Source organism: Helicobacter felistomachi (genome assembly GCF_030296895.1).
GTDB classification, from domain to species: domain Bacteria; phylum Campylobacterota; class Campylobacteria; order Campylobacterales; family Helicobacteraceae; genus Helicobacter; species Helicobacter felistomachi.
This window is the reverse complement of sequence record NZ_AP028023.1, coordinates 31,059-54,798: the sequence shown is the minus strand read 5'-3', so window position 1 is coordinate 54,798 and position 23,740 is coordinate 31,059. Positions and strand designations below refer to the sequence as shown.

General features: G+C 40.1%; 19 protein-coding genes and 1 pseudogene. 9 read left to right on the top strand and 11 right to left on the bottom strand.

What is annotated here, in order from left to right; genetic code table 11:
• Positions 1-330: 330 nt before the first annotated feature.
• Entirely contained in the window at positions 331-2,568 is a 2,238-nt protein-coding gene (locus tag QUE23_RS09470) for a replication initiation protein (protein WP_286349486.1), read from the bottom strand.
• An 842-nt stretch (positions 2,569-3,410) separates the two neighbouring features.
• Between QUE23_RS09470 and QUE23_RS09465 the strand changes: the two genes are divergently transcribed.
• Entirely contained in the window at positions 3,411-3,620 is a 210-nt protein-coding gene (locus tag QUE23_RS09465) for a type II toxin-antitoxin system RelE/ParE family toxin (protein ID WP_353622254.1), read from the top strand.
• Positions 3,621-3,702: 82 nt separating this feature from the next.
• On the top strand, positions 3,703-3,969 hold the full coding sequence (locus QUE23_RS09460; protein ID WP_286349485.1) for a helix-turn-helix domain-containing protein: 267 nt from the start codon (positions 3,703-3,705) through the stop codon (positions 3,967-3,969).
• Between the two features lie 556 nt (positions 3,970-4,525).
• Here QUE23_RS09460 and QUE23_RS09455 read toward each other — a convergent pair.
• Positions 4,526-5,014, bottom strand: a complete 489-nt coding sequence (locus QUE23_RS09455) for a hypothetical protein (RefSeq protein WP_281769757.1) — start codon at positions 5,012-5,014, stop codon at positions 4,526-4,528.
• 216 nt (positions 5,015-5,230) lie between these two features.
• Here QUE23_RS09455 and QUE23_RS09450 point away from each other — a divergent pair, with 216 nt between their 5' ends.
• The 6 genes from QUE23_RS09450 (at position 5,231) to QUE23_RS09425 (ending at position 14,934) form a co-directional block, all read left to right on the top strand.
• Positions 5,231-8,272 carry a tetratricopeptide repeat protein gene (locus QUE23_RS09450; RefSeq protein WP_286349484.1) on the top strand — a complete coding sequence of 1,014 codons (3,042 nt, stop codon included), beginning with the start codon at positions 5,231-5,233 and terminating at the stop codon, positions 8,270-8,272.
• A gap of 9 nt (positions 8,273-8,281) precedes the next feature.
• Positions 8,282-9,256 (top strand): HrgA protein, encoded by a 975-nt coding sequence (locus QUE23_RS09445; RefSeq protein WP_233758248.1) that lies wholly within the window; start codon positions 8,282-8,284, stop codon positions 9,254-9,256.
• Between the two features lie 116 nt (positions 9,257-9,372).
• Complete coding sequence (locus QUE23_RS09440) at positions 9,373-9,570, top strand: hypothetical protein (protein WP_053825855.1); 198 nt, start codon at positions 9,373-9,375, stop codon at positions 9,568-9,570.
• Between the two features lie 85 nt (positions 9,571-9,655).
• On the top strand, positions 9,656-10,060 hold the full coding sequence (locus QUE23_RS09435) for a BspA family leucine-rich repeat surface protein (protein WP_353622253.1): 405 nt from the start codon (positions 9,656-9,658) through the stop codon (positions 10,058-10,060).
• The gene (locus QUE23_RS09430) at positions 10,029-10,814 is read left to right on the top strand and encodes a BspA family leucine-rich repeat surface protein (RefSeq protein WP_353622257.1); all 786 of its coding nucleotides are present in this window, start codon (positions 10,029-10,031) and stop codon (positions 10,812-10,814) included. The genes QUE23_RS09435 and QUE23_RS09430 overlap by 32 nt, the downstream gene beginning before the upstream one ends.
• Positions 10,815-10,821: 7 nt before the next feature.
• The gene (locus QUE23_RS09425) at positions 10,822-14,934 is read left to right on the top strand and encodes an SEL1-like repeat protein (protein WP_286349536.1); all 4,113 of its coding nucleotides are present in this window, start codon (positions 10,822-10,824) and stop codon (positions 14,932-14,934) included.
• A gap of 207 nt (positions 14,935-15,141) precedes the next feature.
• Here QUE23_RS09425 and QUE23_RS09420 read toward each other — a convergent pair whose 3' ends face one another.
• The 6 genes and pseudogenes from QUE23_RS09420 to QUE23_RS10245 form a co-directional block, all read right to left on the bottom strand.
• On the bottom strand, positions 15,142-15,390 hold the full coding sequence (locus tag QUE23_RS09420) for a helix-turn-helix domain-containing transcriptional regulator (protein ID WP_104707476.1): 249 nt from the start codon (positions 15,388-15,390) through the stop codon (positions 15,142-15,144).
• A complete protein-coding gene (locus QUE23_RS09415; protein WP_286349535.1) occupies positions 15,391-15,615 on the bottom strand; it encodes a type II toxin-antitoxin system RelE/ParE family toxin in 225 nt (74 codons plus the stop codon).
• A 508-nt stretch (positions 15,616-16,123) separates the two neighbouring features.
• A complete protein-coding gene (locus tag QUE23_RS09410) occupies positions 16,124-16,774 on the bottom strand; it encodes a hypothetical protein (protein WP_286349534.1) in 651 nt (216 codons plus the stop codon).
• A 524-nt stretch (positions 16,775-17,298) separates the two neighbouring features.
• The gene (locus tag QUE23_RS09405) at positions 17,299-17,511 is read right to left on the bottom strand and encodes a hypothetical protein (protein ID WP_286349533.1); all 213 of its coding nucleotides are present in this window, start codon (positions 17,509-17,511) and stop codon (positions 17,299-17,301) included.
• Positions 17,512-17,732: 221 nt separating this feature from the next.
• Positions 17,733-18,362 carry a hypothetical protein gene (locus QUE23_RS09400; RefSeq protein WP_286349532.1) on the bottom strand — a complete coding sequence of 210 codons (630 nt, stop codon included), beginning with the start codon at positions 18,360-18,362 and terminating at the stop codon, positions 17,733-17,735.
• A 21-nt stretch (positions 18,363-18,383) separates the two neighbouring features.
• Positions 18,384-18,539: pseudogene (locus QUE23_RS10245) on the bottom strand (plasmid mobilization protein); the annotation flags it as partial.
• A gap of 657 nt (positions 18,540-19,196) precedes the next feature.
• Between QUE23_RS10245 and QUE23_RS09395 the strand changes: the two are divergent.
• A complete protein-coding gene (locus QUE23_RS09395; protein WP_286349531.1) occupies positions 19,197-19,487 on the top strand; it encodes a hypothetical protein in 291 nt (96 codons plus the stop codon).
• 371 nt (positions 19,488-19,858) lie between these two features.
• Here QUE23_RS09395 and QUE23_RS09390 read toward each other — a convergent pair whose 3' ends face one another.
• From QUE23_RS09390 to QUE23_RS09380, 3 genes are all read right to left on the bottom strand, one after another.
• Positions 19,859-22,747, bottom strand: coding sequence for a coiled-coil domain-containing protein (locus QUE23_RS09390; RefSeq protein ID WP_286349530.1), 2,889 nt, complete (start codon positions 22,745-22,747; stop codon positions 19,859-19,861).
• 85 nt (positions 22,748-22,832) lie between these two features.
• Positions 22,833-23,078, bottom strand: coding sequence for a hypothetical protein (locus QUE23_RS09385; RefSeq protein ID WP_286349529.1), 246 nt, complete (start codon positions 23,076-23,078; stop codon positions 22,833-22,835).
• Positions 23,079-23,505: 427 nt separating this feature from the next.
• A complete protein-coding gene (locus QUE23_RS09380) occupies positions 23,506-23,733 on the bottom strand; it encodes a hypothetical protein (protein WP_281769755.1) in 228 nt (75 codons plus the stop codon).
• Between the last annotated feature and the right edge of the window lie 7 nt (positions 23,734-23,740).

The following is a 23,740-nucleotide window of genomic DNA, read 5'->3' as shown; positions in this document are numbered from 1 at the left end:
ATTAGCTAAAATATGTTTTTGTTTTGCATTTCTTAGCCCCCTGCAAGGGCAAATTATCCAAAACAAGCCTAGCGAGTGTCCCCTTTATGGGGTTGGATAATTTGCAAATTTGCAAATTTGCCGACCCCCACAAGGAGGGACGCTCACAGGTTTGCTTCGGTAAATTTGCTACTCAAACGCCGTGGGGGCTTAAATGCTAGGTACATTAATTTTAGAGTGTGTTGTCAGTAAAGTGAGTTAAGTTGGGTTTTTGTAGAGAAAACCTTAAATACATTTAAGGTTAAAATTGTTCTAGGATTGTTTATGCGGTGCTAGAGTGTTAGTTTTGGTTTAGCTTGCAGTTGTAGAGGATTTGTACACACCACTAAAAATGTTTTGCAGCATCCACATGTCAAAATCTTTTTGGGTTTTGAAGGTGTGGATAAAAAATTCAGGGGAGGTGCATGTGGAGATTTTTTGTTTAAAAAAGTTTATATCTTTTTTGTTTTGAAAATAATTTTTAGCAATCTCTAAATCTGTATCTGTAGGTTCTAAGATTTTAAAAACACATTTTAAATTTTCTTGTGTGGCTTTTGTGTGTTCTGTATCTTTGACTTTGGCAACAAGCTGCACCTTGTTAAAGGTGTAGATATGGCCATCTTGGCAATTTACCACTAATTTACTCCCACATTCAGGAATTGGTTTTTCAAAGATGTAAATTTCTAAGTCATGGGTGTTCTTAGTGGGTGTGTTATGTGATGGTTCAGCGGCAGTGGGTTTTGTGGTTGTCTTGGGTGTTTTTGCGGTATTTGTGTGTGTGGTGTTAGTCTTATAGGCAGTGTTTAAGAATTTACTTTTGAGATCCTCAAGGTCCTCAAACACAAGGGTTAGGTATTCATTGCCATCGACTTCAAAATAGTTTGTATATTTCTTATACAGGGCAATCACTGCCATGATTTCAGGGTCTAAAACTCCATTGACACGAAACTGCACGCAAATTTTTCTAGTTTTGGGGCTAGGCTTGATGTCTTCGATCATAGCATCGTTAAAAGTAAAATCTTTGCCTTCTTTGTCTTTTACACTCAATTTGCCCCGCATCTCTTTTAGGCTCTCAAGAATCTTTAAGTCTTTTTTTGTAAAGCGTTTGAGGGGTAGGCTTTTGGCGTTTTCATACGCCTTTTCTAGCTCTTGCATGATGGGATTTACAGTGACTTCAAAGGTGTAGCCTAGCACCCGTCCGCCCCGTGTCTTGGCTTTGTTTTTAATGACCTTTACTTCTTTATAGGGGGGTTCAAAGGGGTTTTTGGGGGTTTTTTGGGTGAGTTGTTTGCAAGTGGGTTTTAATATGCGGTTATCAATATCGCCTATCTTGAAGGTTTTAGGTACGCCCATAAAAGCGCAAAAGCCCTCCAAATTGTACTCATACTTACATACTTGAAAAACACCTTTCTCTGCAGCGTTCTTAAATTGCTCCAAAAGTCTAAACAAATTCTTAGCATATTTACCACTTAAATCTACAAAAGTTTGGAGCTTCATACTTGTGAAGTTCGCTTTTAAATCATTGAGCAAATAAGTAAAATAGGGGTCATTGACTTGGATGTCTAGGTATTCAATGTTTTTATTTTTGTCATATTGCACCTCAAATTTTCTAAAAAACATGACCTTACTTCTTTGCATTTTTTCATCTTCAAGCATTTTGATGAGATCAAAATTCGCTCCAGCTATGTTGTTAAAAAGGTCAATAGTTAGTTTATAAAGTCTTTTATTAGGCATATACGGGTCGCCTGCTAAAGCTTTTAACTCTTGGGGACTGAAACGGATAATCGTGTCTTGTTTGTCTTTTAAGCGGTTGCACAGACTAAAAAATAAATTGTTTTCAAGCTCGCCTAATGTGCCTAGATTAACCTTGTAAAAATTGTTGTGGATGATGATTTGTCCCCGATTAGCGATGCTTAAATTTTTGGCCAGAACGGGGGTTTTTATGGGAGTATCATCCATGGGGACTAAGCCTTGCACCTCTATTTCTGTGGGTTTTTTAGAGATAGGCGCTAGGTCTTTTTGGGGTTCTTGTTGTGATGGTTCATTAGTGACCTCTTGGGGAGGTTCTTGGGGGCGTGGCTGTATAATCTCTTGTGAGGGTTGCGATGAGGGTTGTTGGTTGGCAGTTAATTGTGAAAGTTCTGCGATAGAAGCTAAGTCCTGTGGTTTGTCCTTGGGATCTATCGATTCCATCCAAGTGGTTAAAGTGCTTTCCAAGCCCTGCAGACCATCTTTAATGCTCGCCTCTAACCCCTTCCTCAAAATAGCACGGGTAGTGGTTTTTAGCTTGTTTTCTGAATAGGTGATAATCTCCATGAAATGTTTAACATTGCTAATGGCGTTTTGTGAAATGTTGATGCCACCTGTATCATTGCTGTCCCACTCCTTAGACAAGACCAATCGGGCTATCTCTTTAATGATTTTTGCCTTTTCTATGGCTAGGTTGACGCGCAAAGCGGGATCGTTATTTTGGGCTTCTAACACAATAGTGGTGTCTAAATCCTCTTTTAAGGACTTCATTTGTTTATAAACAGGGTTGTTTTTGTCCACTTCACCCCTTTGCAGAATTTATAGATGAAACCACTTGTTTGACATTTTTTTACTTAAGATTAATGGTCAACTTTTAATGATTATAATGACATTTTAAGATATTTGTCAAGGATAACGTAATTTGTCCATGTTAAACCCCAGTTTTAACGCAATTTGTCCATGTTAAACACGCAATTTGTCCATATTAAACACGCAATTTGTCCATGATGAATATACATTATCTCTAAATCATAAAAACTAAATACAAAAACTTTTTCAAAAACCGCGCCCGTATATCATGCGTCCGTGTTCTATAATGTCTTGCTAGATTGTGTCATCAATATCGAAAGACTTAATAAGAAAAACTACAAAAAGTGGACTTAAGCTTTTAAGCTCTAAAAACTCATCTGCAATTTATTCATACAAAAAGACAAAACAACACAAAGCACACACAAAGGTAAGCCAAGCTGACGCTTGGCATCTATATTGCTCTTGGGGGCAAGCCCCCAAACCCCCAAGAGAGGGTTTTGAAGTGAGAGATGAATTTGTTTTGTGACTTTATAGTGTCATTGCAGTAAAGGGGGCTTTTGGTTTAAAACGAGAATTGGCGTTAAAAGGCTATATAACACCCTTGGAGTGTTGAGGGGTTGGGAAGAAGATGGGTTAATGGTATTGTTGCGCTTGTAGAGCCTTTAAAACGCAAGGAAACAGCATAAAACACAAATAGCAAAACTCTAAAAAGCTTGCCCTGACAAAATGCCCAAAACAATGTCCTGCAATTTGTCAGTAAAATCCTATTGCTTTCAGTCCATATGCAAGAGCTATGAATCCCTAAAATAGAGGTTCTTAGGTTAAAATGGGATATGGAGATACAGACTTCAAAGGTTTTTAAAAAGTGGCTCAACAAGCTGAGAGATGAAATAGCTCGTGCCAAAATCTCATACCGGATCAAGCGTTTGGAAGATGGGGATTTGGGCGATTATAAACACATCCAAGAAACCATCTTTGAATTGCGTGTCCACACGGGACCCGGTTATGACTTGTATATTCCAAACAAGGGACAAAACTGGTGATTTTGCTTTGTGGAGGCGATAAAAGCACGCAACAAAAGGATATAATCAAGGCACAAAAAATTTTAGAAGAGGAGTTCTGAATATGGCTTTTGAACCTTTTAGTATTTCAAAAACTTTAAACACAGACACAAGGCGTTTGGCTTACCTGAATGTCGTCTTAGAAGAGGGGAATGCAACAGAACTCAAAGATACTTTGAAAATCCTTGCAGAATCTAAGGGCATCACATTGCCTGAGTTTAAAGGGGAGGTTATTGAGTTTTTGTCTGCCATGAAAAGCTTAGGGTTTGAATTGCGCCAGCGTGCGGTACAAACACATAAAATCAAACGCAAAGTTTATAAACGCCACTGAAAACGCCACTGAATTTCTACTTGGGTTGTCAAATGGTTTTGGATGAGTGGGGAGACAAGACCTAAATCACGCACATAGCGTTTAAAGAGCCTTTAAAGGGTCGTAGAGCGCAAGGTTAGGGGTTGGGAGTTCCAGACTATGGTTTTGCGGGTAGAAGCGGTTGTGGTGGATTGTAGATAGAAAAGACTAGCATGCTACACAACAGCAAAAGCTTGTATCGAATTAAGATATTTTCTACGAGTTTCGTGTGCATAATATGTGCGAAATTAAATCGGGGGGCTCCCCCGGTTCTCTTTGAGGGTTTCTTTTCTATTATTGTTTCTGGTTTCTTCAATCTCCCTAGTATCCCTTGTTTCATACTCGGTCTGACCAACCTAAAAACCGACATTCTAAGTGTTTATTAGATGTTGCAATAAAAACTCCAAAAAGTATTCAATCTTCTCGTATGCAAGGCTTATAATCCGTTTAGAGTGGCTTGTTCTATCACTTGGGGCATAGATAGAAAGTCTAGGATAAGCAATAATGTTAACCTTATAATAGTTAGGCAGCTTTAAATCTATTTTTTATTGAGATGGCAGAAATCTCTAAAATCTAACCTATGCTTTCTAAAGTCAAAAATCAGATTTTGCAAATGGTTCTGTTTGATGACAACCACAATAGACCCTAGTGTCAAATTGGATAACAAGTAAGAATTGTAGGCTTTTACATCGGTCCTTTGTATATAAGCCACATGCTCTCGAATGAGTCTGTCCCGGCTCACACGCTTGTTGATCTTCTCTATCTCTCTGCTTAGGTAAGGCGCATCTACAATCCAAGCTGGACTACCAACCACTAACTGCATGCAAAAATCCACAATGTTTCTTAGATAAATCTCTGCCTGGGCGATCTTTGGAGTGAGTCTAGCATTGAACTCCAAACTAGCGTTGTGTTTGGCAATGTCATTTCCATAGGATATAAGCCGCTCTAAAGATATGAGATTTCTCACATCGCTTTTAAAAGCTTGCACTTGTGCGTAAAGGGTCTCTATACTGATGTTGTCTTTCATGACTAGTAAGAGTATCTAAGTTTCTCTTTGTGATTTTACAAACAAGCCCACAATTCATTTAAATCTGCTACAATAGCCTTTTTATTTTTCTAAAAAAAGGAAATCTATGCCTAGCTCTACTTGCGCTGTGCGGGGGGGGGGGGTAACTCTCTCTAGTGTTGTTATTTTAGTTGTCTGTGGGGCTAGCTTGGCTAGCTTTGCAGGTTAGGGGGTTGTATGAACACCCTAGAAATTGCCGACACTCTCATTGCTAAGCAAGAGGGCAAAGAAGCCAAAGTCTCCATAGATGCGGATAAAATCCAAGAGTTTTTAAAAGACAAACACGCCAAAGAGCAAGAACGAAGTGTTCTGTGTGAAGATTTTTTAAATCTCAAAGTGTGTTTGAAAGAACTAAAAGAAGCTGTGCAAGCACTCAAAGAAAAGGCAAACACAGATAAAAAACTAGAACCTTACGACACTAAGTCTTTAGAAAAAACTCTTGAGAGCACTAAAGACACCATAAAGGCTCTCTTAAAACGCCTAGACCCTGAAGAATGTTTGATCGCACAGGGCTTTCAATCCAGCTTTAAACACTTGGAGGATTTTAAGCAAAAACTCGAGCTTAAAAAAGATACCTACAACAAAAGCCGAGAACAAAAAGAAGAAAAGTTTGAGGGTAAAGATTTAGAGGAGGCACGGCAAACCTTACAAAGAGCCTTTGCTAAAGGCATTTTAGAATTGTTAGGAATATTAGATGATGAGTTGCCCCGCTTAGATAAAGCGATGGCAATTCTTAAAGCCAGCACGCCCTACATAGATCTAATCAAACCTCTTTGGTTTTATCAAGGCGACAATCTGTCGGCCTACAAAGATTATCTTAAAGCCACAGAACAAGACAATGCAGAAGGCTTTTTAGAGCTGGGCAAAATGGCATTGCAAGGCGTGGTCTTGCCCTACTCTTTAGAACATGCTAGGGAGTATTTTAAAAAAGCCATTGAGTTAGGCTCAATTCGGGCAGTTACTGAATTGGGCTTATCTTACTTGAACAGGGCAGAGATCACAGAGCAGGACACTAGGGAGGCTTGGGGCTATCTCAAACAGGCTTTAATCTTGGGCGATGTGGTCGCTTATGTAGGGATGGAGAAAATCGCACACCTTTGCAAGGAGAGAAAAATTGGCGAGGGGTTAAGAGAGGAAATGCAGGCGTTTAACGATGCCCTGTGTTCTAAGAACCACGCTTTAGGGTTGGATTATTTAGAGTTTGAAAAAGGGGTGTATGACTCACAAAGTTTAGATGCTCGCGCTCGCTTTTTACTAGCGTGTGTGAGTGCAGAGTGTTTGTATCAACACCATTTCAAATACAGGGACTATGTCGCTGAAGAGGGTTATGTGGATGAGTGTTTCGCAGAGGCAAAAATCGTTCCTGCCTATGAGGAGATGAAAGCGCGTTGGAAATTTGAGATTAACCCTTATGGAAACACCCTATCAGGCTATGCACGGGCGTGCGCTTTAGAGGCTAGGCTTGGGGCAGGTGTGCGCTCGGCGATTTTAAAAGTCTTTGGAAGACTCTCTAAGGATGAAGCGCAAGAGTGCGATGATAGGGAGAAGGCAGGTTACCTTGAGGGCTTGGCTTTAGGTAATGGTGCATGTGCGCTGGAGTTGGGGCAAGGAGCGTTGGCACACTTTAAAGATGCGCAAAAAAAAGGCGTATTTAAAAATGAAAGATTGACCCAATTGGAAGCCAATTATGAGGCAATTGGTTACTTTAAAAAGGCTTTAGGCTTGCACCACAACACCGCTATAGTACCCTTAATGAAACTCCTAGAGGAACAACAAGAGATTTTAAAAGAGGGGCTAAAAGACTTGTACAACCAAGACGCGCTTAGCGGACAATGTACTAATGACTTAAAAGAAGCTAAAGCCTTTGCTAAGGCATTAGAGGGTGCTTTGACTAGAAATAAGAAAGAGACATTAACTCCTATAGACTTTAGTTTCTCCCCAGCCTTTTTTGCAAACACCGCTTTAGACACAGCCAAACCTAAACCCAAGTCAAGCACTACAAAACCTCTATGGCAATATGGTAGAAACACCAAACAAGCCTTTGAGGACTATACCAAAGCCCTAGAACAAAATGACCCTATTGCGTGGCTAGAGCTGGGTAAAATGTATTTGCAGGGGGTTTTTGTCGCTCCTAATCCACATAAAGCTTTAGAGCACTTTAAAAAGGCTACGGAACTAGGCTCAGAACAGGCAAAAGTAGGACAAAACTTGATCAATGAAAATTTTGAGGAAGAAGGGATTAAGATGCCTAGCAAACCTGTGGCGTTTTCTACCGATCTAGTTGCTAATGGTGAGGGTCGAGCCGGGTTAGATTTTGCATTTGAAGAATGCGAAGTAGAATTTTACGAGGAAATTATAGATACCTTAAAGAAACAAGCAGAAAGTGGAGATGCACAGGCGAGTGCATGGCTGGGACTTTATATGATTAATGCGGGCAGTCTAGAAGAAAGTCCCTATTGGTATTTGGAGGAAAGCTATGAGCACGATGACCGCTTACGCCTATACTCTAATCGGGCTTATGATGCGATGCAAAAGGCGATTAAAGGGGGCTACATACAGGCGTATTATTTCTTGGGGGGCGAAGAGTTGCTGTATGAAGATCGCTCTAAGATTTTAAACGAAAACGAGGCGCTCTTGGGCTTATATGGGTTTTATGATTCGATGGATAGCGTGTGCAGCAGTGATCAGGGGAATAGTTGTGAGGATGAGTATGTAGAGGGGTTAGTGCCTGAGGATTGGCGGATTTGGTATGAGGAAGAGGAGCGCACAAAGTTTTATAACAGCAAGATCAAAGAGAGCCTACAAAAGGGCTTAGAGTTTGGAGATTGCTTGTGTGCTGTGGCTTGGGTGAAAATCCAGCAACAAGAGATTGAGCGTCAAAGCAAGGAAGGTAAGGATATAGAGCCCAGCGCACTTCTTGCTAAACGCTGCGAGTGGATCGCACTGTTAAAACCTTTTTGGCAAGAGCAACGACACCACCGTGTTTTAAGCAAACTTTTAGAACTTTTAGAGGCGCAAATTGCTTTTTGTGAGGAGAGCAAGGGTTTTGATTCTAGCCTTAAACAAAAGGACATCGTAAAAGCCGATTTGGAAACTTTTGGGTATTACAAACAATGCCTAAAAGAGCGCAAGGATTACCATAAACTATTGGGTGGACAAGAAAGCGCACAACAACTGAGTCAGTATTACAAAAACTACAACAAATGTCTACTTTTCTAAGGAAAACCTATGAAACAAGACTACCTAGAAATTGTCCTAGCTGTGCTCAAAGAAGCCAAAGCCCCTGTGTCGATTTACGATCTTTACACAAGGGCGCAAGAACTCCATAAAGCACACAAGATCGACAAAATGTTTAGCACAGCCGAGCATTTGACTTACTTCCCTGCGTATAAGGCTTTAAAAAATGGGGAGGAAGTGCCCTTTGTGCAAGTGGAGGGCAAACCCATCAGCATTGCCCTTAAAGAATATGCGGACAATGTAGTTGAGAGCACAACCCAACTAAGCTCCTCAGCTTCTCATAAAACAGAAACCCATCACGAACGCACATTGCACCCTCTACTAGCCTACTTTGTCCAACACAAATGGGGTGCACACACCAAGACCATTAAACACGAAAGTGCGCTCAAAGCCAAACAGGGCAAAAACTCTTGGCTTTATCCAGATATGGTAGGGGCAAGTTTTGCGTATAAGAACTTCGATCCGGCTTTGCGTGAGTTTGTGGAGAACTTTGATATTTTGCCCTTGAAACTCTTTTCTTTTGAACTCAAAAAGCAAGTGGATTTAAGCAACTGTAGAGAACATTACTTCCAAGCCATCAGCAACAGCTCTTGGGCCAACGAGGGTTATTTAGTGGCTGAAAAGCTAAACACTGGGGACAACGATTTAATGGATTTGCTCAAACGATTGCACGCAAGCTTTGGCATAGGTGTGATTGTGTTAAACACTGAGGACTTGAAAAAAAGTCAGGTGCTCTTAAATGCAAGGTTTAAAGACAATTTAGACCACACGATGCTAGGCGAGTTGTCTAAAAACTCTCCTGATTTTCAAGAGTTTTTAAAAGCCTTGAGTCTTTACCACGGAGCGATTAAGGCAAATATGAGCGAACAAACAAACTTCCAGGCCTTTGACAGTGTCCTAAGCCCTAAGAGCTTAGAAGAATACATCAAGGTGGAGATTTTAAAACTAGAGCCACAAGAGAGCTAACCCATAGAAAGGAGTGGTTATGTCTGTGCTGCCTTAATAAGGCTAGCTCTTAAGAGCTAGGGGTTTTGGTTGTGTGTGAGAAATGAAACAAAGCTTAAATTAAAAAAGGAAAAACGATGGCGATTGGATCAGCGGAAATTAGAAGTGGCGCACTCCATGTACGGGATGAAAAAGGCAAACAATTGTTCCAAAGAACCGTGAGTTCGACAGATGTGCTTGTAGGATTTACGGCAACTTCTGTAACCCTTAAAAGGAGTGGTGGGGTCTATACCTATGACGAAAAAGGACACCAAACAGGTTTTCATGTAGGCTGAACCCCTATTTCAAGCCCTAACTAGGGCACGCCTTTAGGATAGCCACAAGCTATCCGCCCACAAAATTTTAAAAAAAGGATAAACAATGGCAACCACACAAAAACGCTATTTTCCCAAGACAAGAGAAGAGCTCATAGAGCTTGTCAAAGATGAAAAAGTGCATTTAGGAGAGATTGATGTGAGTGCAGTGGAGGATATGCAATGGGTGTTTTATCAAAGTCCACGTCAAAATTTTGAAGGCTTAGAAACTTGGGATGTGAGTCATGTCAAAAATATGGCAGCAATATTTGATGGTGCAAAACATTTCAACCACGACATTTCAAGCTGGGATGTATCTGGGGTTACGAATATGCACTGCATGTTTCGTGATTGCAAAAACTTCAATCAACCTTTGGAGAGCTGGAATGTGTCAAAAGTCACGAATGTAAAGGAAATGTTTTCTAGTTGCACCAACTTCAATCAGCCCCTTAGAGAAGTGGAATGTCTCTAATGTGACAGATATGCGTGAGATGTTTAAAGGGTGCTCCAACTTCAACCAGCCCTTGGATAACTGGGATGTGTCAAATACCACAAACATGCGGGACATGTTCTATGAGTGCACCAACTTCAATCAGCCCTTGGATAACTGGGATGTGTCAAATACCACAAACATGGGTAGGATGTTTTATGGTTGCACCAACTTCAACCAATCTTTAGAGAGTTGGGATGTGTCTAGGGTTGAGAATATGAGTGAGATGTTCTCTAGTTGCGAAACCTTCAACCAACCCCTAGATAAGTGGGATGTATCTAATTTGGCAGATATGAGCGGGATGTTTAAAGATTGTGAAAACTTCAATCAGCCTTTGGAAAAGTGGGATGTGTCACGTGTAGTGGACATGAGTCATATGTTTGAAGGGTGCGAAAACTTTGACCAGCCTTTAAACAATTGGGACATATCTGGAGTTACAGATATGCGCAACATGTTTTGTGGTTGCAAAAAATTCAACCAACCACTAGACAAGTGGAATGTATCAAAGGTTACGAAGATGGCTGGTATGTTTGATCACTGCACCAACTTCAATCAACCATTAGAAAAGTGGGATGTGTCAAATGTGGAGAGCATGAGATGCATGTTTGACAGTTGCACCACCTTCAACCAACCCCTAGACAACTGGGATGTGTCAAATGTGAAATATATGTGGCACGTGTTTGCAAAGTGTAGCGCACTCGAAAAATTGCCTGAGTGGTATAAAGAAGATGAGTAGGGGTGAGATGATGTTCAATGTTTTAGAAATTGCTGCGCAATTACAGACAAGCATCGCTACACAGGCATATGAAGACCATCAAGCATGCCAAATCTATGCAGACCTAATGTCCCATTACAAAACCTTTAAGGAACTTTGGGCGCAGTATAAACCCCTTGAGGACCAACAAGAACGGCAAAAGCAAGTCTTTAAAGCCAAACGCCAAGTCCTCTGTGATCTCTTAGATTATGAACCCCTAGAGGTTTTAAATCTATACAGGTGGAACATTGAGGATAAGGACACTAAAGAAGCCTTGGACAAGTGTTATCGGGATTGGATGGTTGAAAAATACGATGTTCCAGACTTAGGCACCTACCAAAAAGACAGACAAAAGTTTCAAGACAAACTCAATGGCTTTTCTAGGGGCGTGGCTGATTTGTTAGCCTCATCCCCCAAACTCACAGAGCCAGAGAGGCTGAAGGGGTGGGCACACTTTATAGAGCTCAAAAGGCTGGCGTGCCAAGAGGCTTACAGCACTTTTATCCAGCTTTACAAGGAAGAGTGCAAGGCAAAGGGCAAAAAAAGCATTGGCTATGGCAATATTGATGGGGAGGCTTATAAGGCTTGGTGTGCATTGAGTTCAAGCCTAGATTCTCTTGAAAACAGCCTAAAAAAAATGCTCCAATACACAGTGCGCATTTCTAGGGCGGGTGCATTGCGCTCTCTGGTTGATAAATACACAGGCGCATATGCCGATAGCTTTTCTTTAGATAATGAGGAGGGTTTAAAACAACTCTTAGGGTTTCAAGAGGCAGTGGCTCGCATTAAAAACGCCGATGAAAAAGTGTTAGAGGCTAAAGGGGTGTTGGAACAACGCATCATCCAATGCCAAGAGAGGTTACAAGAGTGCAATGCCCTTTTAAACCAAGAGGGCATCACTTGGGAGCAAGAAGAGCAGATCAAAAAGCCCTTTGAAGAAGCGTGCAAGGGCTTGATCTTAGAGGTGCAGGCTTTGTTGCAAGTGGTGGATGCGAGTTTAGGTGTGGCTCAAGTGCGCCAAGTGCAAGGCACTTTATGGAGCAAAAGAGAAGATTTAAAGACCAACAAATACAACACTCCCGCTTTTAAAAAAGCCCTAGACAATGAGGTGTTAAAGCCTTTGGAAGAAAGCTTTTTAAATTTCAATGAAGCCCCAAATCTACAATTTGCCCTAGACACTTTTAAGTCCATTTTGCAAATTGCTTTGCAAGAAATTACAGAGGCTTTTTTAAACCTAGAGCCCACTTATCAAAAACTCCAAGCAGAAGGAATAGTCGATCGAGATTTGCACTCTAAACTCAGAGATAGTGTGGAGACCTCTTTAAAAGCTCTAAGTTCGAGTGTTCGCGACTTGCTATCTAAAAAAGACCTTGATGAAAACACCGATAAAATGCTTAGAGAATCTCTTTTTATTTTGGAGAATGGTTTATGTTATAGTGTTTCAGGAATTGAAGAAAAATCTAATGCAGAAAGAGAGGAAGTTCTTAGCACTTTAGGGGCTGAATTGGATAAATTAGAACACCTGAGTGCCCCGCAGGAGAATGATGACCTGAAAGCTGTAGAGCAAATCCGAGAGTTTTTAAAAGAAAAACTTGCACAAGAAAAACGAAGATACGAGGAGGGAGATGCCATTAGACCCCTATGGGATTACGAGGGTGATAATCTCCAAGCCTATGCAGACTATACCAAAGAGAGTGTGCACAATGCTGAAGCATGTTTGGAGTTAGGCAAAATGGCCGCTCAGGGCATCGTGTTACCCAAATCTAGTGATCTTGCTCATTCCTATTTTGACAAGGCGATCGAACTAGGTTCGATCAGAGCTTTGACCCATTTAGGACTATTGTATTTAGATTTGGAAGAAAAGCAACAAGCGTTTGAGTGTTTTACAAAGGCTTTGGTGTTGGGCGATGTATGTGCCTATGTGGGGTTAGAAAAGCTCAGACATCTTAACAGTTTTAGCAGCGAGATGTATACTTTGAACGATACCCTTGTGAAAAACGCACCTGCATCAGAGCGCACGCAAGCCCATAGGTTTTTTAGCTTTGAAACCTATATCAAAGACCCTAAAGAGGCAGATGCAGAGGCGCAAGTCATGCTCGAAGAGGTTCAAGGGGAGTGTTTGCATGAACACCACTTTAGTTACGAAGGTCACATAGATGAAGAATATGGTGTTGATACAGAATACAGAGAGAACTACATTGAACCTTGTTTTGAAGACCTCTTTGATGATGGTGTTTATGCCACTATGGATGGCTTGAATGCCCGTTTGCATTTAAACATGCTTAAGACCATTGATACAGTTTATGGCAAGCCCAAAAAAGAGGATTATCAAAAAGCCTACGAGAATGCCAAAGAGGCTTACCAAGATGGCGTAGAGTTAGGCAGTGGGCGTTGTGCCCTAGAGCTAGGGCACATGTATCTAGATCAGTTTGCGCAAATGTGCAAATCTTTACCCGCTAAGCAAAAAAAGAGTGCAAACCTAGAGGCTAACCACAATGCCATTACTTGTTTTAAAAAGGCTTTGCAATGCCATTTCAATGCTGCGCTTGATCCTCTGATCGACTTATTGCAAGCCCAACAAGAATTGCTTAAAAAAATGCCTAATGTCGCTTTGAGTGCGCAATATGCCCACGATTTAGAACAGGCTAAGACCTATGAGAAGGCTCTCCATCAGGCCTGCCAAGCTAAAGACCCTAAGCAATGGGGACCGGTTAGTTTCGTGCCTGATTTTCTTGAAAACGCTAGTCTATCTCAAGACAAGTCTCAAGAAAAACCCCAAGCCACAGAAGAAAAAGTTAAACCCCTGTGGCAATATGACAACAATACTAAACAAGCCTTTAAAGACTACATGGAGGCTAAGGATAAAAACAATGCCTCTGCGTGGCTAGAACTAGGCAAGATGAGCTTACTGGGGGTTGTCGTGCCCCCTGATCCCATAGGGGCAATGGTGTGCTTTGAAAAGGCCAAAGACTTAGGCTCTTTGCAGGCCTACTATGGAAGCTATTTGGCAGATAATGCTTTAAATGCTTACACAGATAGCTTGCAGGAAAGATTACAACAAGAACCGCAACCTAATTATAATTCCCCCTTAAAGAGTTCAGAGATAAAAGAGGGGCTAGAGTGTATTTTTTCAATGAGCAAACCCGCAGGTGGGGGAGTTTTTAGAAAATATGAGGGTGTGGTGATAGAAGATTGGGTCTTTGAACAGGGAGAGAATCGAGGGAGATGGTTTGGTTCTATTAAGGCTTGGGAACAGAGCGAATTTGAGGAAATTTTAGAGGCTTTCAACAAGCAGGCTAACAAGGATGATGCGCCCATGCATGCATGGGGGGGAATCTTGCGCATAAATGTTGGGTGTCAAGCCCCTGATGTGTGGAGCTTAGTACTGCTACACAGCCGAGAACAAAAAAATCTCTTGCGCTATCAAGCTAACGAAGCTTATGAAGACATTATGCAAGCCATTAAAGAGGGCTATGTGGATGGGCATTATTTACTAGGAGTGGGGGATTTGCATGGAAGATTGCATGGGTTTTTTGTAGCATTGCAAAAAGTGCGTGCAAATATCATTGAAGAAACAGGCAATGATGAATTTAGTGGCGAAATCTATGGGGGTGAGGAAGATTATTTAGAAGGTTTAGCCCCTGATGACCCTGAAGATGAAGGCGAAAAGTTTTACCACAACCAACGCAAAAAGTCTCTATTAAAGGGGACAAAGGCGGGCTCAACCCTGTGTGGTGTGGCTCTAGTAGAACTTTATGAGAAAGGGACTAAGCTCAAAACCCAGAAACTTTTTGACAAACGCCATGTGTGGATAGAGCTTTTAACACCCTTTTGGGAGCAACAGCGCAATTACAGAGCTTTAATGCAACTAATTAAGCTTTTAGAGCAGCAAATCGCCTTTTGTGAGGATCAAAAAGGGCTTGGTTTTAATGCCTACACGAAAGAAAAAGATGTGCCTCGAGAAAGCCTAGAAACTCTACACCATTATCAGAAGTATAAAGGTGTGCTTCTAGGATATAGGGAACATTTGAAGCAAATAGGTTCTAGCGCGGAGAGTTTGAATCACTATTATATCGGCTGTGCGGACTATTTGTTTTTCTAAGTTGTAGTTAAAGAAGCATACTTATATGCTCAAAAACAGCGTTTCTGTAGCGTATAAAGCAAGCTTACCAACTACGCCTCGTAACCACTACGCGCCTTATAACCTACTCAAACGCTACTACCTTTTGTAGCTTTAAGGAGGTAACCCCTAGTTTTAAGGTTTGTGGATGTTGTTTTGGTATGGTGCAATCCACAGCTATCAAGTGTTTTAGGCAGTGTTGCGCTTTTGCATCTCATTCAAAGACTGCAAACCAAAACCTAATTTCTTTAAAACTCTTGCAAACTCAAGAGCGTTTCCCTCAAAAGAGGGCAAGTCGATGTTCTTAGATTTTGCAATCACTCCTAAGGCATCTTTGAGCTCTGCCAAGTCGCCATCCTCTAAAACGGCTTCTAAAAAAGATAGGCGTTTTTCATCGGTGTTTAGAAATTTAACCACGCTAAATGGCTTAAAGGCCATCTAAAACTCCTCTTTTAAGATTTTTTGTGCCTTGATTATATCCTTTTGTTGTGTGCTTTTGTCGCCTCCGCACAGCAAAATCACCAACACCTCTCCCCGTTTAGCCACATACAAGCGGTAACCCGGTCCCGTGTGGATGCGTAGCTCAAAAATTGCGCCCGTAAAGTCAGTAAACGACGCACAATCGCGCCACGCCCCTTCAGCTCTTTTAGATTTTCTAGCCACTTTTCAAATTCGTCTGATGTCTGTATTTCCATGCCTGCATTTTAACGCAAAACATCATCAATGTGTGGGCTCTAAGTCTCTGTTAAAACCTTGACTATGTCTGTATCTAGTTCTAAATAATTATCTATATCTATCCTCTAAGCACTATCATTTAAACGCCCGATTAAGTAATAAAATAAATTGCGTTAAAGAGATTGTATTTAGCAAGCATTTACACCACTTATAGCGTTGCTTAAAATGATATGGCTATTTTGCGGTAGTTCTCGCTCTAATATCAGTCCTTTTGGTAGATTGCCAAACATGTAACATATGACTGTTGGCAAGCTGCCCTATCCTAGTTGTAGGGAATATCAACCAGTGGTCGCGTTTAATTTTGTCTTTGATGGTTTTTAGCGCGCCACTCGCTCACTATTACCACTAATGTATAAAAATCAGCAAAAATTGTGTTAAAATGGATGCGAATTCGAGGGCGGACTTCTGCCCACCTTTTGCTGGTTTTTATCTTTGGTTACTTTCCGGCTATCAACTCTAGTAGTTCGTTGTCAAAGCTTTTAATGACGTCATCCAGAAATAGCTCAATATTTTGTGGTGCAATACCAACCATAGTGCCTCTAAACTTAGTCGTGATGCGTGGATATATTTTGTTCTTGTTAAGCCTAGTTTTAAGTAGATTTTCCCAGTGAAAACAGCGGTTACGGATACTAAGAAGTAGATACATGACAATCTCAGCCTTATTGTCATTGCTAAATTTTGTCTTTCTAGGTGTGTCCGTGCAATAATTTCTATTACTCAGATCATAGTTTTTAAAATCAAAATGCTGTAAGTTAAAAATTTTACTCCGTATATAAACATTCTCGTTTATCATTGCAATGATCTCACCCAAAGACATTTTTGAAAGAAGTTGCGTGTGGGTGAGCTTTCCATTGAGCTCTAGCTTTTTGATTTTATTTAAAATCTTGGCGTCTGTAGAATATCTAAGCCAATCAGTAGAAATTTGTCGTTTCTCAAAGTCAAGCAGGTTGCGTAAAATCAGTTCTATACTTGCTAACTTTGGTGTGATCCTGCCAATCAGTCTAAGGTTATTAAAATGCTCATCCACATTCTCATATGACTCCAGTCTTTCTTGGGAGAAAAACAGAATTAGCTTAGATTTTTCCATTGAATAGCTTAAGCGAAATGAATCATCTTAAGATGATTGGGGAGGGACTCTGTATTCGATCTAAGTTTAACCAATAAAAAAACTCCAATTCACGGGCTTATATTTGGCTTTCAAGCTGCTCCATTTTGCCTATAGCACTGGGACATGATCCTATGGTAATAAGTCACGACAACGCTTAATGTATCACATTAAACTACAGATAACGCTCATTAAGGCATAAATCTTTCATTTTAATGGCTACATTCTACAATGTTTTAGCAAAAATTTTATGCAATATATTAAATACAAATAATCAATATTTAAAACACTATTAAATACATTAAATATTATTTAAAATCGTTTTTAATCTTGTTCGAATTATCTTGTTACTACTGTTTACCAAAAGCCTTCTACTGCAGAAAAAGGTTGACTTTTCTACCATTTTAAAGTTGTTAGACTGCCAAAAACTACAGCTAACAACCTTTTAGCCACCTCAAAATGCCAAGGCTAAAGTGAATCCCCCATCCCCATCTCAAACCAAACAACTAAAATCTCCCCTCATCAGTAACAGGTCCAACCCCCATCTCTGCCTCTATCTCTTTAATGCGTTCTAGCCACCTTTGCATGGCTTGGGCATATTCTGCACGCTCTGTTTCATCTGTTATTGAACCATTATCCAAAAGATCTATCGCATTCATGTAGCTCATTTTGAGAGAAATCAATTCTTGTTCTATTTCAGTAAACATTTTTGCCTCCATTTGTTACAATGCTTGCTCCCGTTCTCTTTTATCCTTGCTCTTTGACAGCTTTATTAAGGACTGCTAGAGAGACTTGATGAGGCTGTCAAAGTTGCCAATGCACTACAACACATTGCTAGTTCATCCATTTTTACTAGGTCTATCTTACCCTATTTGGGCTATTTTGGTGTGAATTTCACTAGATCGTATTGTCAAGCTTGCTTGGGTGCTGTGCAACACACCTATGGAGTAGATGGAGTCTTGTCCCAGTCTTTTAGAATGTCTATATTATCTGGATTATCTGGTGTAATCTGCAAGGGAGGTGTCTTAGATTTATTCTCCTTGGGGGACCCAGTAGGTTGAGCTTGATACCATTCTCTCAAGCAGTCCGTATATGGTCCTAAATTCTTCCTCCAACCTATTTCTCTTTCTTTTTCATCTTTCCACATCTTTTCTATTGCTTTGTATTTTTGGCATGCTGTTTGCTCTTTTGGGCTGGCTTGCTCCTGTATTTGAGCATTGTCTTGCACTTGTGGATTTTTTAGTTCTTGTGTTTGGGGGTAGGGCTGGGTCTGCTCTGTCTGTATTTGCTCTTGTGATTTAGGGTAGGACTGCAACTTCATCTGCTTTTGCCCCTGTGGCTTGGATTGATGACTAGATTGTTGGTGTGTTCTCTCTTGTGGGTGCAAACTATTTTGCATCTGTACCTGTGGTTTTTGCTTGTCTTGTATTAGAAAAACAATTACAGCTACGATGATGATGATAAGAGCAATAGCTAGGACTAATGTGCGGATTTGCCATATTATGGGTTTCTTAGCTAACTTCTTATGCTTTGTCTCTTGTTCTGGGCGTACTTCTTGGGTTTGTGTCAATACCTTCTCATCTAAACCTTGCTTTGGATTAATCCCTTGCTTTAAAGCACAAGAGCGCACATACTTAGAGACATCTAATCCAAGCTCTTGTGCTTTGTGTTTAAGCTGTTCTAACTCACTGAGAGTAAAACGCACGCTCACGGCTTGGGTTTTATTGTCTTTGGATGCTTTAGACATTTGTAGGACTTTTGCTTACAGTAGAAAGGCAGATAACCATAAGGGTATTATAGCCTGAGATACACTTTGTAAGATTTTTATGCAGGACATTTGTAGGACAAAATTACAAGTTTGTATGACAAATTTGTATGACAAAATATAGGTATTCTCACAGAGAAAACCCCTAAAATAGGCGCTTCATAGAAATTTGTATGACAATTGTATGACAAAATACCAAGCGTTTGTAGGACAAAAAATCATGATTTGTATGACATGGTTTTGTATGACAAAACATAGAATTGAGAGAAATGCCTAAATGGTGTTTGGGGCGTTTTGTATGACAAAGATATTTTATGGAACAAAGGCAATGAGAGTTTTTATTCTAATTTTCGCTCATCAATATTGCTTGCTTGTTAGCCAGCTATCTAAGTTTGGGCTGTTAGAATAAAAGCAAGCGCGCAATCACTAAAGATAAAATCACTTATGCTTCCCCACACTCTTCTGTGTTCCTTTTTGCTGTGATTTCAAAAGCTCACTTTCTAAAAATCCATTAAATTCATCTAAACGCCTTGCATAGTCATCTGTAATGTTTGTATATTCTGTAGCTATCTTCCTGTAGCTATCTTCGGCTCTAGGCTTGCACTCATACTCAAAATTGTGATAAATTGTGATTAAAGGGTGACCCCCTATGGCATTTCTAACTATGCTACCCTTGCTCCAACTAAAGGATATACACTGAGCCGCAAAGAACGCCTTAAACTTGAAATTGATGTGTTAAAGGTTTTGATAGTAGCACTTCTTACAGCTATCTTTGGGACTTTTGGATTTGTTACCATCAACTATCTCAAGGTTAATCTTGTTCAAGGCATTGTCATCTCTACTGGGCTTGTGATCCTATTTAGTATTCTAGTTATTTTGTTTAGAAGGCTTTTTGCCGATCTCAACGAGATAGAGGAGATGGAAGAATGATAGGCATTGCAGTGGCTTTTTTTGCACTCTTTTGTTTTGGTGTCCCCTTACTCTACATGGTGTGGGAATTTAGAAAGGCGGATCGAAAGCGGGCGGATTCAAAGAAAAAGCATAGATAACCAAATTTTCAAAAACACCATAAGAGTGAATTGCTTACGATTGCTTTTTCAAAGATGACAGCTTGACCCCTAATAAAGTAAAGCATTTTATAGGATATTCTCTACTCAAATGCAAGGCGACTCAGCACTTGCAAAGACAAGTATAAATTCTCATAAAAATAATTCATATAAAATGTGATTAAATACTATTAAAAACATTTAACATTATAAAAAATTATATTTAGTATTATTTTTAATTTTAAAATTTAAAGCCTATTTATGATAACCCCCATCCCCCTTTTGCTCTTGCTCTTGATCTTGGATTGCTTTTACTTGCGCCAAGATTCTAGGCAAATCTTCTTTGAGACTAGCAAGGTCATTTAATACATTGCTTGCTTTAATTTCTAATGCCTGAGCCACTTCTGGGCTAGTCTTGCCTATTTCAGCAATCTTTGCATACACAACACCCTCTAGTATCTCCAAAGCCCCCAAATCGCTTTGGATGCCCTCTAACTTCGCCTTTGTCCCTTCAAGCTCTGCCTTTGTGGTTTGCAAATCGCTCTGTGTAGTTTCTAGCGTGGATTTTGTGGTCTTTAGCTCACTTTTAAGACTTGTGTTCTCAATGCCACTCTTTTTAAAAGCTTCATTATCAACCTTTGCCTTTTCTACCTCTTGCTTATTAGTTTCTTTTTCTTTTTCTAAGGCGCTCACTTTACTTTGCAACTGCTCCTTGTCGTTTTTCAGGCTTTCTATCTGTCTTTTAGCCTGATTGAGCTCTGCCCCATACTCAGCACTGCTCTTAAACTCTGTAGCAAGCTTGCTAATTTCATTTTTGACACTATCCACAGCCTCTAAGATAATGGCACAAGCTTGATTGTTGATGGCTTGCACTGCTTGGCTGTGCTTTGTAAGAGTTTCTGCTAACTTCTCTTTTATAGCTTGTTCTCGTCTGTTAAGCTCTCTGTAACCTGTCTTAGCCTTAATGGGGTCATAGTCTAGCTTGTATTCTTTTTTAACACCCTTGCCAAAGAGTCTAGCTATAGCATTGATAGCTGTGTGCTTGCCTGCTAGCATTTCTTCGTTGAGTAGAGCACAAGTGCTTGCCTGCTCAATCATCTCCTCTTGGCATTGCTTATGGATACTGATGAGCTTGGCATCGCTGGCTTTAATGTGTGCCACTACACCAGATGTAACGGGGGCTACATACTTTCTAATAAGGTTTGTGGCTTCTTTTTCAAAAGCTTTGATGTGTGCTTGACTCTTTGCCTCTGTTTTGGCTGTCTTTAACTCAGCTTTAAGGGTTTGGGTTTCTTGTTCTAAGTTAGTGTTGGTGTTCTCTAAGCTTGCAATGTAGCTGGGAGCATACTTAAGCCAAATGTTTAAAATGCGCTCATCTAATTGCGCTTGGGTCAATTTCTCATCATCTAAGGCGCTCAATTCTCTAAAAGCTTCTTTAGGACAGCCCTTGCCCATGAGCTCTTGTCTTTCTGCTAAACGCCTTGCTCTGATCTGTGTTTTTGTGAGATACACGGGCTTGAGTTTTAGATTCTCTTGCTGGAGTTGTTGGTTAGTGGTTTTGAGTGTGGTGATTTCTTGTTTGGAGTTATCAAGCTCTTGGGTGAGATTTTTATACTTAGTTTCTAGTTCTTGGTTTGCTTGCTGAAGTTTTTTATTTTCTTGCGCTTGTGTATCGCTTTGTTGTTGCAAGACATCGGCGTTGGCTTTGAGTGTGGCAAGCTCGGGTTTCACCTTATCAAGCTCTTGGGTGTGCTTGACAATCTGTTCTTTTAAACCATCGATACTTTCATCTTTTTGGGTGTTCTCGTTCTTAAGGGCATCTATCTCTTTTTGTTTTTCTTGCAAAGCTTTGGCATGCTCTGTGTCTTTGGTATTGATGTCTTTAGTGTAGCTTTGCTTTCTAAGCTCAAGCTCTTTAGTGTGCTTTTGCCTAAGCTCTTGCACGGCACTAGGGCTTAGATAGTCTTTGTATTTGGCTTCAGCAATGCTTATCTTGTTCTCTACTTGTTCAGGGCTTAGATAGTCTTTGTATTGTTCTTGCAAGGATTGGTAGCGTTCTTTAGCTTCTTGCTCTATCTGTGTGATGCGCTCCTTTAGGTCAGCAATGCTCAAGCCCTCATCTTTCAAGGCTCTTAAGCTCTTGTAATCCTCTTGTGTGAAAAGCTTTAAATCACCAAGCCCTTGATTAAGGGCAATTATTTGCTTTCTCACACTCTCTAGCAAAGACTTGGCTTCTTTGATAGTGAGTTTCTTGTTCTGTTTGTCTTGTGGGGCAAAGATAGTAACAAGGTCTATGAGTGTGGTTTCTAGTTCTATCTTATTAGCTTGGAGTTCTTGGTTCTCTTTGGTTAAAGCGGTATTAGTCTGCTCTAGTTGGGTTTGTTTTTGTTTAAGGGTATTTAACTCTATTTGGGCGTTCTTAGCACTTGTTTGTAAGTCTTTGATTTGTTTTTGGTAGGCTGTAACTTCTTGTGAGTTATTTTTTTCTAATTTAATCCGTTTTGTTTTCTCTTTTTCCATCAACTGCCCATAAGCTCTAGGCTCAATGCGTTTTCTACCTGTGCCCTTAATTAGGTTGCCGTTTTCATCTATGGTGTCGTTCTTAAATTGTCCACGCTCCATACCTAAGATTTGTGCCACTTCTGTTTGCATTTGTCCTAAAGCTCTAGGTCTTTGCAAACTTCCTCTAAAAAGGCTCTTGCCTGTGTTCTCATCAAGAGTAACAAACTCCAAATGGGCGTGGTGATTGATTTGTGTGATGCCATTTTCATCAATATGCCCTTCATCTCTATGAATAGCGATTTGGTAGCATTGAAAGCCATATTTGGTTTTAAAGTGTTTGGATAACCTTTCTAAATCTTGCATTGTTGAAGTTTCTTTGAGATTAACAACGGCACTCCATAGATAGCTTTTAGCCCGAAACTTTTGCCCTCTGTGTTGTAAATAGGCATCCATAGCTTTTTTAATAATTTGGGTTCTTAATGCCAAAGCTTCTTGCGCCGATCTATCCACTTCAACACCTCCGCCCACTTTTAAAATCACTTCTTGAGGCAAGAGATAGTTAGGGGCAATGCTTCTATCGTTGTGGTTAAGTTGCACGGCATTTTTGGTAGGTTTAAAGTTAATTGATGAGATGTTGCCCATACTCCCCTCCCCTTAATCTATTTCTTTTGTTGTTCTTGCTTGCGTTTTTTAGAAAGCATTTCACTCGCTTCAGCCTGTCTTTGTTTTAGGTCATTGAGCTTATCATTAAGTTTTTTAAGCTGTTTTCTAAAGTGTTCTTTTCATTTTCAATCTTTATAATTTGTTCTTCTAGCTTGCCAATCAATTTGCCTAATTCTCGGGTGCTCTTTTCGTTCAAGAGTTTTGGTTGTGGTTTTATATTTTTGTTTTGTGTATTAGGGGTAGTGTCACTGCTTTGATGACTGACATTGCTTGCATTATCATTACTTGCGTTGCCTGAATTATCTAGCATTATTTAATCCTTTTATTATAAAATACAATATTTTACCAAAAATCCCCGTTAGGGGCAAATTAACCATAGTGAGCTTGCGAGCGATACCCGTAGGTAATGGTTAATTTGCAAATTAACCATTGCTACGCAAAACACGGCGCAAGCTTGTTTGGTTAATTTGCCACTCAAACGCCGTGGGAGCTTAAAGGCTGTATGTATTGATTTATGTATTAAAGTTATTTTGTGGAGAAAACCTTAAATATATTTAAGCTGTATGAGGCTCTAGGAGCGACGAGGGTGTGCTAGAGTGTAGGTTTTAGTTTAAGTCGTGGTTGTGTGGTCTTGTAGAACACATGATATAAGCCATTAAACTAGCTGATTGCAATATAGAAAGCTACAAAAAAGCAGACAAGTCCGAACACTACAGAAAAGATGACTAAAGTCTCCATCATAGCTCTCCTATTTCTTTGATTAATTTTTTGATTTTAAATTGCAAAACTATAATTGCAATCCCAAGTAGGATGATGCTTAGACAGCTGATGATAACTATGACTATATTGCTTTGATTATACCTAGTAAAAACAAAGGCAATTAAAGCAATTAGAGAAGTAACGGCATAGCTGCGCCAAGTCTTTAAATCATCAAGTTCTGCTTTCTTTTTATCTAGTTCTGGCATTGTTTTG